Raw genomic sequence first — 13,938 nt, 5'->3', positions numbered from 1 at the left:
GGGCCGACTGCGGGTTCAGTTGGGAGGTGGGCCGTAGCCGCCACCTCCGGGCGTCTCGATGACGAACACGTCTCCGGCGGACAGTTGAACGGAGTCGCAGCCGTCCATCGCCGTCACGGCACCGCTGACGCGCTCGATCCATTGGCGGCCAAGGCTGCCAGTGCGGCCACCGCCCATCCCGTACGGCGGGATCCGGCGGTGACTGGCCAGCGTGGTCACGGTCATCGGCTCGAGGAAGCGGATCCGGCGCCGGCCACCGTCGCCGCCGCGCCACTGGCCACCGCCTCCGCTGCCTTCGCGGATCTCATAGCTGTCGAGCCGCACCGGGTAGCGCCACTCCAGGACCTCCGGGTCGGTGAGCCGGGAGTTGGTCATGTGGGTCTGCACCACGTCGGCGCCTGCGAAGCCGTTGCCCGCACCGGACCCGCTGGCCACTGTCTCGTAGTACTGGTACCGGTCGTTGCCGAACGTCACGTTGTTCATCGTCCCGGAGCCCTCCGCCTGGATGCCGAGCGCGGCGTACAACGCTCCGGTGACCGCCTGCGAGACCTCGACATTGCCGGCGGCAACCGCGGCCGGGTACTCCGGCGCCAGCATCGAACCGGGCGGGATGACGACCCGCAGCGGGTCCAGGCAGCCCGAGTTCAGTGGGATCTCGTCGTCCACCAGGGTGCGGAACACGTACAGTACGGCAGCCATGACCACCGACGAGGGGGCGTTGCCGTTGCCGGGCTGCTGTTCGGAGGTGCCGCTGAAGTCGATCTCGGCTGTCCGCGCGCCGGCATCAACCCGGACGGACACGTCGATCCGCGCTCCTGAGTCGAGCTCGTAGCTGTAACTGCCGTCGCGCAGGGTGGGGATCACCCGCTGAACTGCCTCGGCGGCGTTGCGGCGGACGTGCTCCATGTACGCCGAGACGACGTCGAGCCCGAAGTGGTCGACCATCGCGAGCAACTCCTCGACGCCCTTCTCGTTGGCGGCGACCTGAGCGCGCAGATCGGCGATATTCGTCGCCGGGTTGCGCGACGGATGCCTCGCGGAGCTGAGCAGGTCGACGGTTTCGCGCTCCCGCAGCCCGCCGTTGGTGACGAGCAGCCAGTTGTCGATCAGCACCCCTTCCTCGTCGATGTGAGTGCTGTTCGACGGCATCGAGCCGGGCGTGATTCCGCCGATCTCCGCGTGATGCCCGCGGGAGGCGACGTAGAACAGGATGTCGTTGCCGGCGCGGTCGAAGACCGGCGTCACCACGGTGACATCGGGCAGATGGGTACCGCCGCGGTAGGGATTGTTGAGTACGTAGGTATCGCCGGGCGCCATCCGGCCGGCGTTGGCGGCGATGACCATCTTGATGCTTTCGCCCATCGAACCGAGATGGACCGGGATGTGCGGGGCGTTCGCGATCAGGTTGCCCTCGGCATCGAACAGTGCGCAGGAGAAGTCCAGCCGCTCCTTGATGTTCACCGACTGCGAGGTGCTCTGCAACCGAACACCCATCTGCTCGGCGATCGACATGAACAGGTTGTTGAAGATCTCCAGCAGTACCGGGTCGACCTCGGTTCCGAGTTCCTGGTGAACCGGTCGTGCCGCCACGCGGCTGAGCAGCAGATGGCCGAGCTCGTTCACCTCGGCCCGCCAGCCCGGCTCGACCACGGTCGTCGCGTTGGCCTCGGCGATGACGACCGGCCCGTCGACAGTGTCGCCGGGCATGATCTCGCCGCGTTGGTAGAGGTCGACGTCCGTCCATGCCCCGGCCGAGAACATCGGCACCCGGGCCACCGCTTGCAAGGCATCGCTCGCGCGGGCCTGACGGTCCCAGGTCTCGGTGCCGTCCGCGGCCGCGCCCAGCAGTTCCAGCGACACTGCTTCGACGACGATCTGCTTGCCGGGCATCAGGAACGAGAATCTCCGCCGATAGGCGGCCTCGAACTCCGCGACCATCGCGTCCATCGTGCCGACCGGCACCGGAACTGCGGTGTCGGTGCCGTCGTAGCGCAGCAGTGCCCGGCGGATCGCGGTGATCCGGCCGGCCGGGATGCCTTCGCGCTCGAGCTCAGCTCCGGCATCGGCCTGGAGTTCGCCGAGGACCTTGCCGAGATCCGGGAGCAGAGCCTCACTCAGCGGTGCCTCGACTGCTCTCTCGCGGAGCGCCGCGACATCCGCGACCCCCATGCCGTACGCCGACAGGACCCCGGCCAGTGGGTGGATCAGCACCTGGGTCATGCCCAGCGCGTCGGCCACGGCGCAGGCGTGCTGACCTCCGGCGCCGCCGAACGTGGCCAGCGTGTAGCGGGTGACGTCGTACCCGCGCTGGACGGAGATCTTCTTGATCGCGTTCGCCATGTTCGCGACGGCGATCTCGGCGAACCCGGCCGCGACCTCCTCGGGGCTGCGCCCGTCACCGATCGCCTCGGCCAGCTCGGCGAACTTCCGCCGTACGACGCTTGCGTCGAGCGGCTCGTCACCGCCCTCGCCGAAAACCGCCGGAAAGAACTCCGGCTGGATCCGGCCGAGCATCACGTTCGCGTCGGTCACCGTCAGCGGTCCGCCCCGGCGGTACGACGCCGGCCCCGGGTCGGCGCCGGCGGAGTCCGGCCCGACCCGGTACCGGCTGCCGTCGAAGGCCAGGATGGACCCGCCGCCGGCCGCGACCGTATGGATGCTCATCATCGGAGCCCGCATCCGCACCCCTGCGACGAGGGTCTCCAGCTCTCGCTCGAACTCGCCGGCGTAGTGCGACACGTCGGTGGAGGTGCCGCCCATGTCGAAGCCGATCACCCGGTCGAACCCGGCCGCGGCGGTGGTGCGCGCCATCCCGACGACGCCGCCGGCCGGTCCGGACAGGATCGCGTCCTTGCCCCGGAACATGTGCGCCTCGGTGAGCCCGCCGTTGGACTGCATGAACATCAGCCGGACGCCGTCGAGTTCGGAGGCCACCTGGTCGACGTACCGGCGCAGGATCGGCGAGAGGTAGGCGTCGACGACGGTGGTGTCGCCTCGCGAGACGAGCTTCATCAATGGGCTGCACTCATGCGACAGGGAGACCTGTGTGAAGCCGATCCGGCGGGCGATCTCGCCGATCGCGACCTCGTGCCGGGTGTAGCGATAACCATGGACGCAGACCACCGCGACCGATCGCAGCCCGTCGTCGAACGCTTGCTGCAGGTCCCGGGTCACGGCGTGCTCGTCGAGGGGGACGACGAGTGTGCCGTCCGCCGCGACGCGCTCTTCCGCTTCGATCACCCGGGAGTAGACCAGTTCGGGCAGCACGATCTCGCGGGCGAAGATCTGTGGACGATTCTGGTACGCGATCCGGAGTGCGTCCCGGAATCCCTTGGTGATGACCAGAGCGGTGGGTTCGCCGTTGCGCTCGAGCAGGGCGTTGGTGGCGACGGTGGTGCCCATCTTGACCACGTCGATGCGCTTGGTCGGCAGGCGCTCGCCGGCAGGCACGTCGAGCAATCGCCGGATGCCCTCGATCGCTGCGTCCCGGTAGCGGCCGGGATCCTCGGACAGCAACTTGTGTGCGATCAGCCGGCCGTCGGGGCGTCGCGCGACAACGTCGGTGAAGGTGCCGCCGCGGTCGATCCAGAACTCCCACTTCTGCGCCACTCGATTCCGCCTTCCAGCATCGTTCGGTGATTCCGACCCTAGAGATTGTTCAACAATCCTGCAAGGGCCTCGTTCGACCAGATTTCCGTGCAATGTGCGGCGTGGGCGATGATGCAGAGGTGGGCGCAGGTCAGCGGACAGATGACGAGGGTCGGCAGGCATGGCTGCGCGGAGTAGCGGCCGACGTGGCGCGGCTGGACCGCAGCAGTTCGGCCGAGCGCGCGGCCGACATCCTTCGCCGGAGCATCACCGAGGGTGCGCTGCCGCCTGGTGCTCAACTCTCGGAGCTGGAGCTGACCGAGGTCCTCGAGGTCAGCCGGAACACGCTGCGCGAGGCGTTCCGGCTGCTCACTCATGAGGGACTGCTCGTCTACAAGCTGCACCGCGGGGTGTTCGTGCCAGAGTTGGACGAACATGATGTGGTGGACCTGTACCGGCTTCGCCGGGTGCTCGAGGTGGACGTCGTCCGGCGTCTTGGTGAGCGCGATCCGGAGCTGCCGGCCACCCGGCTCGAGCCACTGCTGGACGATGTCGAGGCGGCCGAGGCGGCCGCGCTGGCGGAGCGCTGGCCGGCGGTCGGCACAGCGAACATGCGGTTCCACGAGCACCTCATCGGGCTCGCCGACAGTGCCCGGATGAATGCGGTCACCGGTCGGCTGCTGGCCGAGTTGCGTCTTGTCTTCCATGTGATCGCGACGCCGCAGGAGCTGCACGAGCCGTACATCGCGCGCAACCGTGGGCTGTTCGAGCTGCTCGAGGCGCGGAAGTACGAGCAGGCGGCAGCCGACCTCCACCAGTACCTTCTGGACTCCGAGCAGGGCCTGCTGGACGCCTTCCGCGCCCACTGATTCACGACTTCGGATAAGGGCTTGCGCGGCCCTGCCCCTACCTGAGTTGATGGCTGTAACCGTCAGTTGCAAAGGGGAGCTCAGCACATGACCGAAGACGACCGGACCGACGACACACCGAAGTCCTACCGCCCGATCGACGCCCAGGGGTTCAGGGAGTTCATCTCGCGCGGCTGGGGTCCGGTGGACCGTTCGGTGACCGTGCCCGAGGGGCTGGCGGAGGCGGCCGCCGAGCACCGGATGAAGCTGGCTGCGGCGTTGCCGGGGCGGCGGATCGCGGTCGCGGCCGGCCGGGCGCCGGTCCGGTCGAACGACACCGACTACGCGTTCCGGGCGGACAGCGACTTCGTCTGGCTGACCGGCTGCCAGGCCGAGGGCGCCGTACTGGTGATGTCGGCCGACGGCGACGCGACGTTGTACCTGCGGGAGACGGCCGGGCCGGGCGAGGCCGACTTCTTCGCGAACGCACGCGACGGTGAGCTGTGGGTCGGCCCGGTGCCGGGGCTGAAGGACTGGTCGGAGGCGTTGCAGATCGCCTGCCGCCCGATCGAGGAGCTGCCGGCCGCGGTGCGCGGCGCCGTACCGTTCATGCTGTCGACGCCGGGCGTCGAGCCGCTGCTGGACGCACTGGTCCGGACCTCGCCGACCGACGGGAACTCGCTGCGTCAGACGCTGGCCGAGCTGCGCCGGATCAAGGACGACTGGGAGCTGGACCAGCTGCGCGAGGCCGTCGCGGCCAGCGTGCTCGCGTTCGGCGACGTCGCGAAGGAGCTGCCGGAGGCCATCCGCGGCGGCGGTGAGCGGTGGCTGCAGGGCACCTTCGACCGGCGCGCGCGGACCGCCGGGAACGGGGTCGGGTACGCCTCGATCGTTGCCGCTGGCAAGCACGCGCCGGTGCTGCACTGGGTCCGCAACGACGGCCCGGTGAACGAGGGCGACGTGATCCTGCTCGACGCCGGCGTCGAGACCCGGACGCTCTACACGGCCGACGTGACCCGGACCTTCCCGGCGACGGGTGAGTTCACCGACGCCCAGCGGCAGGTGTACGACCTCGTTCACAAGGCGCAGCTGGCGTCACTCGACGCCGTCAAGGTCGGAGCGCCGTACCGGGCCTTCCAGTACGCCGCCCTGCGCACACTGGCCGAAGGGCTGCGGGACTGGGGGCTCCTGGACGTGTCGCTCGACGAGCTGCTCGGCCCGGACGGCCAGCAGCACCGGCGGTACATCGTCTGCGGCACCGGCCACTACATCGGCCTGGACGTGCACGACTGCGACGCGTCCCGGCCGGAGGCGTACTTCGCCGGCGAGATCGAGGCGGGCATGGCGCTGGCGGTCGAGCCGGGGCTGTACTTCCACCCGCACGACGAGACCGTGCCGCCGGAGCTGCGCGGCATCGGGATCCGGATCGAGGACAACGTCGTCGTGCACTCCGACCGCCTCGAGATCCTCACCGCCGACCTGCCGATCACGGCCGACGGCCTGGAGAACTGGACCCAGTCCCACCTGGGCCGTGTCTGACGGTCCATCGCCTACTGCGCGGCACTCGGCACGGCGCTGGACCGTCAGACACGACCTACGCGCGGTAGCCGCGAAATCACCCAAAATTATTCGTCACAAGCAGTAACACCGAGGCCCCCGGCAACGATGTAGCGAGCGGGGAGGGTCGAATCGGCCCGGCGCGTGGCAGTGGGGGGCCGCGACCACGCGCCAGGGCCGAGCCGGCCGAGCTGGAGCCCGGGGGGACTCCGGTTTGCCTGGGGACACGGGGGTAGTGAGATGAACCTACGAGTGCGCGTGGTGCACTGCGGCGACCGGCACTGGTACGCCGACATCGACGACGCCGACGATCCGCAGCCCGACGACCCGTTCTGGTACGTCGACAACTGCCGATCCCAGACGCAGGCACTCCAGACCGCCTGCGCCGAGCTCCGTCTGCTGTCGGGCCGGATGGTCCGCGGCGACCACCTCGACCGCGTGCTCGAGGTGCCGGAGTACCGGTCTGACGACTCCCGGGCAGGCGTCTGGTTGGGAGATGCCTGCCCGGGGCAGTACCTACACGGGCGGTAGGGCGGGGCAGCTCGCGCCGCGCTTCGGCACGTCCAGCGTGAGTAGATAGGCGTCCACGGTGTCCTGCATGCACGGGCTGCTGTTGTAGCTGCCGTGTCCCCAGCCCTCGTAGGTGAGCAGAACGCCGTACCGGCCTAGCTGGCGTTCGACGCTGCGGGCCCAGTTGTAGCCAGTGGCCGGGTCGTGGCGGGCGTTGATCAGCAGGATCGGGTCGTCCAGGCCGCGTACCTTCAGCCGGTGCTGCGGGTTGTCCGCCTGCGGCATGCCGAGGCACATCGAGACGGCCATCAGCTGGCCGGGGTAGCGCATGTCCGGGTTGTTCCGGGCCAGTCGGGTGAGCAGGCCGGCGTACTCCTGGTAGTTGCGGACCGGGAGGTTCCAGTCCTGGCAGAAGACCGCGAGCGTGTTCGAGGCCAGGCCGGTCGGCACCGGCGGCTGCCCGGTCGGCGGCGCGCTGGCGTCGAGGGTCTTCAGCATGGTCGCGAGGTCGGTCCAGCGCGGACCGTAGAGCATGCGGAACACGTTGAAGCTCAGCCAGTACGGCGTGATCGGCAGCGTCGGCCTCTGCGGATCAGGCACCGCACCGCGATCCGCCCGGGCCAGCAGGTCGTCCCACAGCGCGTGGATGTCCCGACCGTGCAGCGCGCAGGCCGTCGTACTCACGCACCACTTCAGGAACTCGTCGAACGAGTCCTGAGCAGCCCATGCCTGCGAGTCGAGGAACGAGCGAGCCGAGTCGGCGCTGTGGTCGACCACGCTCTCCACGACCATCGCCCGGACCCGCTTCGGGTACGTCTCGGAGTACTGCGCCCCGAGCAGCGTTCCGTACGAGCTGCCGTGGAACGAGATCGTCGACTCACCCAGCGCGGCGCGAATCGCATCCACGTCCCGGACCGTCTGCCAGGTGTCGATGTGGTCGTAGACCGGACCGGTATTGGACCGGCAGTCGGCGGCCAGGTCGCGGTTGTAGCTGATCGTCGCGGCGAACTCGGCCTGGCTCTTGATGACCGGCGACGGCTGCTTGGCCAGCAACGCGGCCGAGCACTTCACCGGGTTGCTCCGGGCGATGCCGCGCGGGTCGAAGCTGACCACGTCGAACCGGTCCTGCACCCGCTGGCTGAACCGGCTCATCCCGGTCTTCACCCGGTCGACTCCGGAGTCACCGGGACCGCCCGGGCCCCAGACCAGCACGCCCACGCGGTCGCTCGGGTTCTTCGCCGTACGGCGGGCGATCGCGAGCCCGAACGTGGGTCCGTCCGGGTTGTGCCAGTCGACCGGGACCTGCAGAGTCGCGCACTGCGAGCCCTCGACCACCTCCGGCTTGTCTTTGCCCTCCGGCTTGCAGTCGGCCCACTGCAACTGGGTCTCGGCAACAGCCGGCATCGGCAGCGTGACGAGGCCGGCGGTCGCGACACCCAGCGCCACTCCGGACGCGAGGACGCGTTGTCTGAATCTCATCAGGGAGATCTCCTGTCTGCGGAAACTCCCTCGATCCTCGGCAACCGTTTGCTCGGCCACATCGGGGACGAGCCCCCGGCCGACCCCGGGTGCGCCTTGGGGGACTTGTTAGGGTCGGTCGCTGATGAGTACAAAGCACGCGGTGTGGTTCCGGTGGGTGGCGATCGCGGAGGCGGTCTCCTGGACCGGGTTGCTGATCGGCATGTTGTTCAAGTACGTGCTGTCCGACAACGAGCTCGGGGTCAAGATCTTCGGCCCGATCCACGGCGGCATCTTCGTCGTCTACGTGCTCACCGTGCTGGTCGTGCGCGGCCCGCTGCGCTGGTCCTGGCCGGTCACCCTGGCCGCGCTGGCAGCCGGCGTTCCTCCGCTGTTCACCTGGTTCTTCGAGATCTGGGCGGTGCGGACCGGCCGGATTGACGGCGGCCAGCAGGCCGCCGTACCGTCACGGACGTCAGTCAACTCAACAGCCGCATGAACCCGTGCGGGAGAGTCCCGGGCCAGGGAGACATCCTGGACCCGGGCGCCGTAGGAGCAACTCTCCCCAAGAATCTCTCAGGCACCTTCACCGTACGGGCGAGGCACCTCTGGAAGACGTCCGTCTGACAGAGCGGGGAGGACACCAAACGGTCAACGGCGACCGGAAGGAACCTCCACACGATGGCGATCAGCGTCTTCGACCTGTTCAGTATCGGGATCGGCCCGTCGAGCTCCCACACGGTGGGCCCGATGCGCGCCGCCCGCACGTTCGCACTCGGTCTGGCCGACGACGGGCTGCTCGCCCGGACGGCGAGGGTCGAGGCTCAGCTCTTCGGCTCGCTCGGTGCGACCGGCTACGGCCACGGCAGCAACAAGGCCGTCCTGCTCGGTCTCGAGGGCGCGGACCCCGAGACCGTGATCACCCACTCCGTCGACGCCCGGGTCGAGACGATCCGCGAATGCGGCGGGCTGATGCTCGCCGGCGAGCGCGAGATCCGGTTCGACGAGAACACCGACCTGACGATGCACCGGCGCAAGGCGCTGCCGTACCACCCCAACGGGATGATGTTCACCGCCCGTACGGCGGACGGCGAGGTGCTCCGTGAGCGCACCTACTACTCGGTCGGCGGCGGCTTCGTGGTCGACGAGACCGCGGCCGCCGGGGACCGGATCGTGCCGGACACCACCGCGCTGAAGTACCACTTCAGCACCGGCGCCGAGCTGCTCGACCGGTGCCGTGAGTCGCAGCTGTCGATCAGCGAGGTGATGCTCGCGAACGAGCTGGCCTGGCGGACCGAGGACGAGATCCACGACGGCCTGCTGCGGATCTGGCAGGTGATGCAGGACTGCGTCCGCGAGGGCTGCGAGACCCAGGGCATCCTGCCCGGCGGCCTGAAGGTGCCGCGGCGGGCGCACGCGCTGCACAACCGGCTGAGGTCGGACCCGTGGTCGGTCGACCCGCTCAAGGTGATGGACTGGGTCAACCTGTTCGCGCTCGCGGTGAACGAGCAGAACGCGTCCGGCGGCCGGATCGTCACCGCCCCGACGAACGGCGCCGCGGGCATCATCCCCGCCGTGCTGCACTACTACCGCCGGTTCGTGCCGGGATCGAGCGACGACGGCGCCGTCCGGTTCCTGCTGACCGCCGGCGCGATCGGTGTGCTCTACAAGGAGAACGCCTCGATCTCCGGTGCCGAGGTCGGCTGCCAGGGCGAGGTAGGCTCGGCCTGCTCGATGGCCGCGGCCGGCCTGTGCGAGGTGCTCGGCGGCACCCCGCAGCAGGTCGAGAACGCGGCCGAGATCGCGATGGAGCACAACCTCGGCCTGACCTGCGACCCGGTCGGCGGGCTGGTCCAGATCCCCTGCATCGAGCGCAACGCGATGGCCTCGGTGAAGGCGATCAACGCGGCCCGGATGGCGATGCACGGCGACGGCGTGCACGTCGTCACCCTGGACAAGGTGATCAAGACGATGCGCGAGACCGGCGCCGACATGAAGATCAAGTACAAGGAGACGTCCCGCGGCGGCCTGGCCGTCAACGTCATCGAGTGCTGAGCAGCCCCGCGTCCTGCACGTGGGCGTTGTGCCCGAGCCCCGGGTAGACGACGACCTGGTCGTGCAGGGCGCGGAGCTCCTCGTCGGTGTTCATCGGGTCGCCCTCGCCGCGAGCCAGAACGAGGTCGGCCTTGCACTCCGCGATCAGCTTCGGCATGTCGGGCGCGCCGACGCCGAACGTGCCGGGGTCCATGGCCAGTCGCCAGCGCCCGTCGACCTCGGCCAGGCCGTGCTCGACCACTGGGTCGCTCGGATCGGCCAGTCCCTGCAGGCCGGAGACCTTCAGGAACCGCGCGGCCGCGTCCTCCCGGGTGTCGAACCAGGCGATCGGCTTCTGCGCCAACGCGGCCGCCCGGCCCAGGTCGTCCTCGGTCCAGGTGACCTTCACGCCGACCGCGACGACGCGATCGACCTCGACGCCGTACCGGCCGCTCGCCAGCTCGAGCGCGATCACGCCGCCGAGTGAGTGGCCGACGATGACGACGGCACGCCGTACCGGAAGCGTCTCGGCGACCGCGGCGGCCATCGAGCCGAAGGTGTACGACGGCAGTGTGGCGGCCGAGCCGTGTCCGGGCAGGTCGGGGGCGAACCGCGGTTGCGGCCAGGCGTCCCAGACCCGGCCGTTGGCTCCGAGGCCGTGCAGCAGCACCAGTGCAGACATGAGAGCAGGCTTCCACATCAATGACCGCGGCCGCAGGCCGGATTGGCGCGTCATCAGCTAACGCACTGCAACTCTACGAATGCGTAACGGAACGGAAATGCCCAATAGTTGCGATCTAGTGTGGAATTTCTTCCAAGGACTGTTTCAAGCGCCGGATCAGCCGATAACCTGCGGGACTTGTGAAGCCGATCTCTGCCGCTATGGCCCGCCCGCCCTGGCAGAACCGTCAGCGGCTGCGCCAAGCCGGGTTCGTGGCAGGCGGTCTCCTGTTCCTGTACGCCGTCCTGGTGCTGATCGCCCTGCTCGGCGGTCCCCGGATCGGCGCGGCGTTCCTGCCGCTGCCCGGCGGCGGCCCGGAACCGGCCAACCCGGTCGCCGGCCTCGAGCCCAGCAGCCGGGTCCCGACCAGCGGCCCGTCCGTCCCGCGCGGCTCCGAGACCCCGGTCCCGACCCAGCCGCCGACTCCGGGCGAGACCCCGCCGTTGCCCTCGACAACGACCACCACGGCGCCGGCCGTGGTCACCACCGAGGGGCAGCCGGCCACCCCGCGCCCGACGCCGAAGCCGACTCCTGAGCTGGTCGACCACCAGGAGCCGACTCAACCGCCGGCCACCAAGCTGCCGCCGAAGCCGACCACCACGACCACGACCGGCGATCCCACGACGCAGCCCACCGAGCCGCCGACCACGACCGACCCGCCGCCGACCACCCCGACGAACCCGCCGACCACTCCGGACGACCCCGAGGACCCGGACCCGCCGACGCTCGGCGGCGTCCTGACCGCGATCCTCGACACCCTCGGGCTCTAGTACGCCTCGACCTCCGTGGTCGGTGCGTTGCCGGTGATCGTGCGTTTCAGGTCGACCTGCCAGGACTGGTTGCGGCCGAAGGAGCGCTCGAACTTCTGGAACGAGCAGTCCGCGCTGAACTGGCGTCGCGACGGGCTCCAGTCGGTGCCGCTCTTGAAGTAGAGCGAGTAGGCGCCGCCGATCCGGCTGATGGTGGCGGTCTTGCCGGCCTCGACGTACGTCATCACGTGCGGTTTGCTCGGCGGCTGGCCGGTGCTGACGATCGAGATCGCGACGTCGTTCGCCGTACCGTTCATGACGCGGAGCCGGCCGGACCCGGCGGGACCACGGCGGACCAGCGTGTCGCCGTTGGTCGGCGTCTCCGCTTCCGGCTCGGGCCCGGGATCGGGCAGCGAGTTGCCGAAGCGGAGGTCGAGCTTGCGGAGCGCGACGATCGCGCTGCTCAGGTCCGCCCGCAACCGGCGCTGGACCTTCTGCGACGTGTAGGCGACACCGCCGCAGCGGGCGTTCGACTCGGTCCGGTCCGAGGTGGACAGGGCGTCGGCGGCAGCCTCGAGGCCGCCGGACAAGACCTTGTGGACACCGGCGAGCCGGCGGGTGACCGTCAGCTCGGCCAAGTCCTCGGCCGCGGCGTTGAGGGAGGCGGCGAGGTTGTCCATCGTCTGGGTCAGCGCCTCGGCGGTGCGGACCCGGGTCAGCGCGCGCAGGTCACCCGCCAGACCCTGCTCGATCTTCGTCAGTTCCGATTGGTACGCCGCCGTGCCGAGCGGACCGACTGGCGTCGAGACCTCCGGAGCCTCGACCGGCGGCGTACTGATCGAGGGCGTGGTCGAGGTGCTGTCGACCATGGGTGGTTCGCTGCAGCCGGAGAGCAGGACGAAACCCGCGCACAGCACAGCAAAGCGATTCATGCAGTTCCCCCCAGGTCTCCCCAAACCCCCTGTGCCGCAAAGGGTATGCGGGCACAGGCGGTCTAAGCGAGGGGGTCAGTCGAAGTTGTGATCCGCGCAACCGATCAGGCGAACCGTGAGTGGTCCGGCGGTCGTCACGTTCAGGTCCGCGTCGCAGCTCACCTTGGCCTGTTGTGGGTCGATCGTCACCGTCCGGATGTTCGTCGCGGTGATGTCGAGCTGGTTCGCGACCGGTGCGCTGACCGGAGCCGGCTTGGTCCGGTGCTCCGTCGTGTACGCGTTGACCGGGACCGTCGAACCGGTCTCCACACCCGCACTGGTGACGTCGACCGCGACGTGACCGGTGTCTTCTTTCCGGTGGCCGCGTCGATGATGTCACCGGTCCGGCCGTGCACAGTGACGAACTTCTCGGCCGGCACTCGCTCACCTTCGCCTACACCTACCCGACCGACCCGGCGTACCGCGGTGACCAGTTCGGCGCCCTGGTCGTCGTACACGCAGCCCTGGTTGAGGACTCACCGGACCGGTAGGCGCTGGTGTGGCAGATCATCGTGGGGCTCGCCTGCCTGATGCCGGTGATCTGCAGCTGCGGGGCGGTCGGCGGGAGAGGATTGAAGTACATGCGTACGCCGTCCGTCAAGAATCTGACATATGACAACGTTGAGAGCGGTTTGGTAGCCGGGTCAGGCGACTCGGTCGGTGGTGGAGAGGTCCAGGAAGAAGCGGGTGGCCGGTTCTTTGAGGGCTTCGTGGGCCTGGAGGAAGAGGTCGTGGGCCTCGCGGCCGTGCCAGCCGGCGGGGAGGAGCTCTTCGGGGAGGTCGGGGTCGCGGAACGGGAACATCCGGTAGTCGTGCACGAGTTCCATCCGCTCGACGAGCGCCTGCCGCGGTGACACGCCGCCGCCGCGGTACGCCTTCATCCGCGGCCGGTACGTGCGCAGCAGCTCGGCATAGTCCGCGTCCAGCGACTCCAAGTCCCAGCACCGCGCCGCCATCTCTCGGTCGCGCGACAACCCGGACGACGTGCACTGCAGCAGATCCAGCCGTACGGCGGGTTGGTCCGCGAAATGCTCCTGGACCTCGGTCAGCCGGTTGTGCGGACAAACCCAGGTCGACGACGCCAGCGGCCCGAACCCGAGCCAGGCAAGCTCCTTCCGCAGCTCCTCACGCAGACCGCGTTCGCTCTCCGGGACCGAGTAGATCACCATCGACCACTGCCGATCCCACGGCTCCCGGGACCTTTCGAAGATCCTGGTCCGGCCCTCGTCGAGCAGCCGCCAGCTCTTGTCGTTGAGCGCGTAGACGGTCTCGCGGCCGTCCCGCCGGGTGTCGAACCAGCCCTCGCGCCGCAGCCGCGCCATCACCACGCGCACCGTGCTCTCGCCGACATCGAAGCACTCCAGGAGGGCGGTGAGTGTCCGCAGCCGCACCTCACCGCCGTGGTACCGGATGTAGTCGCCGAACAGGTCGAAGACGATCGACCGTGGCTTCATGGCGTCTCCTCGGAGCCGTTCCCAGTGGTTCGCTGCGCTCATCCTCTC

The 13,938-nt window shown here is 69.3% G+C and carries 13 protein-coding genes and 1 riboswitch; of the genes, 7 read left to right on the top strand and 6 right to left on the bottom strand.

Annotated elements, in window-relative coordinates; translation table 11 throughout:
• Nucleotides 1–15: 15 nt before the first annotated feature.
• The gene (locus AB0H36_RS07160; protein ID WP_360517933.1) at nt 16–3,609 is read right to left on the bottom strand and encodes a hydantoinase B/oxoprolinase family protein; all 3,594 of its coding nucleotides are present in this window, start codon (nt 3,607–3,609) and stop codon (nt 16–18) included.
• 101 nt (nt 3,610–3,710) lie between these two features.
• On the opposite strand from AB0H36_RS07160, the gene AB0H36_RS07155 reads away from it, so the two are divergent.
• The 3 genes from AB0H36_RS07155 (at nt 3,711) to AB0H36_RS07145 (ending at nt 6,524) form a co-directional block, all read left to right on the top strand.
• Nucleotides 3,711–4,457, top strand: a complete 747-nt coding sequence (locus tag AB0H36_RS07155; protein ID WP_360517930.1) for a GntR family transcriptional regulator — start codon at nt 3,711–3,713, stop codon at nt 4,455–4,457.
• An 87-nt stretch (nt 4,458–4,544) separates the two neighbouring features.
• On the top strand, nt 4,545–5,975 hold the full coding sequence (locus AB0H36_RS07150; protein ID WP_360517927.1) for an aminopeptidase P family protein: 1,431 nt from the start codon (nt 4,545–4,547) through the stop codon (nt 5,973–5,975).
• A 258-nt stretch (nt 5,976–6,233) separates the two neighbouring features.
• Nucleotides 6,234–6,524 carry a hypothetical protein gene (locus AB0H36_RS07145; protein ID WP_360517924.1) on the top strand — a complete coding sequence of 97 codons (291 nt, stop codon included), beginning with the start codon at nt 6,234–6,236 and terminating at the stop codon, nt 6,522–6,524.
• Here the strand turns inward: AB0H36_RS07145 and AB0H36_RS07140 are convergent.
• Nucleotides 6,510–7,982 carry an alpha/beta hydrolase gene (locus tag AB0H36_RS07140; RefSeq protein ID WP_360517921.1) on the bottom strand — a complete coding sequence of 491 codons (1,473 nt, stop codon included), beginning with the start codon at nt 7,980–7,982 and terminating at the stop codon, nt 6,510–6,512. The two genes, AB0H36_RS07145 and AB0H36_RS07140, sit on opposite strands and share 15 nt — an antisense overlap.
• A gap of 124 nt (nt 7,983–8,106) precedes the next feature.
• On the opposite strand from AB0H36_RS07140, the gene AB0H36_RS07135 reads away from it, so the two are divergent.
• Entirely contained in the window at nt 8,107–8,460 is a 354-nt protein-coding gene (locus AB0H36_RS07135; RefSeq protein ID WP_360517918.1) for a DUF3817 domain-containing protein, read from the top strand.
• Nucleotides 8,458–8,563, top strand: a riboswitch (glycine riboswitch). (Overlaps the previous gene by 3 nt.)
• 79 nt (nt 8,564–8,642) lie before the next feature.
• On the top strand, nt 8,643–10,016 hold the full coding sequence (locus AB0H36_RS07130) for an L-serine ammonia-lyase (RefSeq protein WP_360517915.1): 1,374 nt from the start codon (nt 8,643–8,645) through the stop codon (nt 10,014–10,016).
• Here the strand turns inward: AB0H36_RS07130 and AB0H36_RS07125 are convergent.
• Nucleotides 10,003–10,677: an alpha/beta fold hydrolase gene (locus tag AB0H36_RS07125; RefSeq protein WP_360517912.1), complete on the bottom strand. Its 675-nt coding sequence runs from the start codon at nt 10,675–10,677 to the stop codon at nt 10,003–10,005. The genes AB0H36_RS07130 and AB0H36_RS07125 overlap by 14 nt on opposite strands.
• A 179-nt stretch (nt 10,678–10,856) precedes the next feature.
• On the opposite strand from AB0H36_RS07125, the gene AB0H36_RS07120 reads away from it, so the two are divergent.
• Nucleotides 10,857–11,486 carry a hypothetical protein gene (locus tag AB0H36_RS07120; RefSeq protein WP_360517909.1) on the top strand — a complete coding sequence of 210 codons (630 nt, stop codon included), beginning with the start codon at nt 10,857–10,859 and terminating at the stop codon, nt 11,484–11,486.
• Here the strand turns inward: AB0H36_RS07120 and AB0H36_RS07115 are convergent.
• Complete coding sequence (locus AB0H36_RS07115) at nt 11,483–12,397, bottom strand: hypothetical protein (protein ID WP_360517906.1); 915 nt, start codon at nt 12,395–12,397, stop codon at nt 11,483–11,485. The two genes, AB0H36_RS07120 and AB0H36_RS07115, sit on opposite strands and share 4 nt — an antisense overlap.
• A 75-nt stretch (nt 12,398–12,472) precedes the next feature.
• A complete protein-coding gene (locus AB0H36_RS07110) occupies nt 12,473–12,706 on the bottom strand; it encodes a hypothetical protein (RefSeq protein WP_360517903.1) in 234 nt (77 codons plus the stop codon).
• Between the two features lie 80 nt (nt 12,707–12,786).
• On the opposite strand from AB0H36_RS07110, the gene AB0H36_RS07105 reads away from it, so the two are divergent.
• Entirely contained in the window at nt 12,787–12,927 is a 141-nt protein-coding gene (locus tag AB0H36_RS07105; protein WP_360517900.1) for a hypothetical protein, read from the top strand.
• A gap of 153 nt (nt 12,928–13,080) precedes the next feature.
• Here the strand turns inward: AB0H36_RS07105 and AB0H36_RS07100 are convergent, their stop codons facing one another.
• Nucleotides 13,081–13,890: a PaaX family transcriptional regulator C-terminal domain-containing protein gene (locus tag AB0H36_RS07100; RefSeq protein WP_360517897.1), complete on the bottom strand. Its 810-nt coding sequence runs from the start codon at nt 13,888–13,890 to the stop codon at nt 13,081–13,083.
• Nucleotides 13,891–13,938 lie beyond the last annotated feature (48 nt).

Source organism: Kribbella sp. NPDC050820 (genome assembly GCF_040653975.1).
Lineage (GTDB): Bacteria > Actinomycetota > Actinomycetes > Propionibacteriales > Kribbellaceae > Kribbella.
This window is presented reverse-complemented; position numbering and strand designations above follow the sequence as displayed.

Bases quoted from the DNA above. Each gene is read 5' to 3' on its own strand.
- AB0H36_RS07150 (WP_360517927.1), top strand. From the start codon at position 4,545: ATGACCGAAGACGACCGGACCGACGACACACCGAAGTCCTACCGCCCG.
- AB0H36_RS07145 (WP_360517924.1), top strand. From the start codon at position 6,234: ATGAACCTACGAGTGCGCGTGGTGCACTGCGGCGACCGGCACTGGTAC.
- AB0H36_RS07140 (WP_360517921.1), bottom strand. From the start codon at position 7,982: ATGAGATTCAGACAACGCGTCCTCGCGTCCGGAGTGGCGCTGGGTGTC.
- AB0H36_RS07135 (WP_360517918.1), top strand. From the start codon at position 8,107: ATGAGTACAAAGCACGCGGTGTGGTTCCGGTGGGTGGCGATCGCGGAG.
- AB0H36_RS07130 (WP_360517915.1), top strand. From the start codon at position 8,643: ATGGCGATCAGCGTCTTCGACCTGTTCAGTATCGGGATCGGCCCGTCG.
- AB0H36_RS07125 (WP_360517912.1), bottom strand. From the start codon at position 10,677: ATGTCTGCACTGGTGCTGCTGCACGGCCTCGGAGCCAACGGCCGGGTC.
- AB0H36_RS07115 (WP_360517906.1), bottom strand. From the start codon at position 12,397: ATGAATCGCTTTGCTGTGCTGTGCGCGGGTTTCGTCCTGCTCTCCGGC.
- AB0H36_RS07100 (WP_360517897.1), bottom strand. From the start codon at position 13,890: ATGAAGCCACGGTCGATCGTCTTCGACCTGTTCGGCGACTACATCCGG.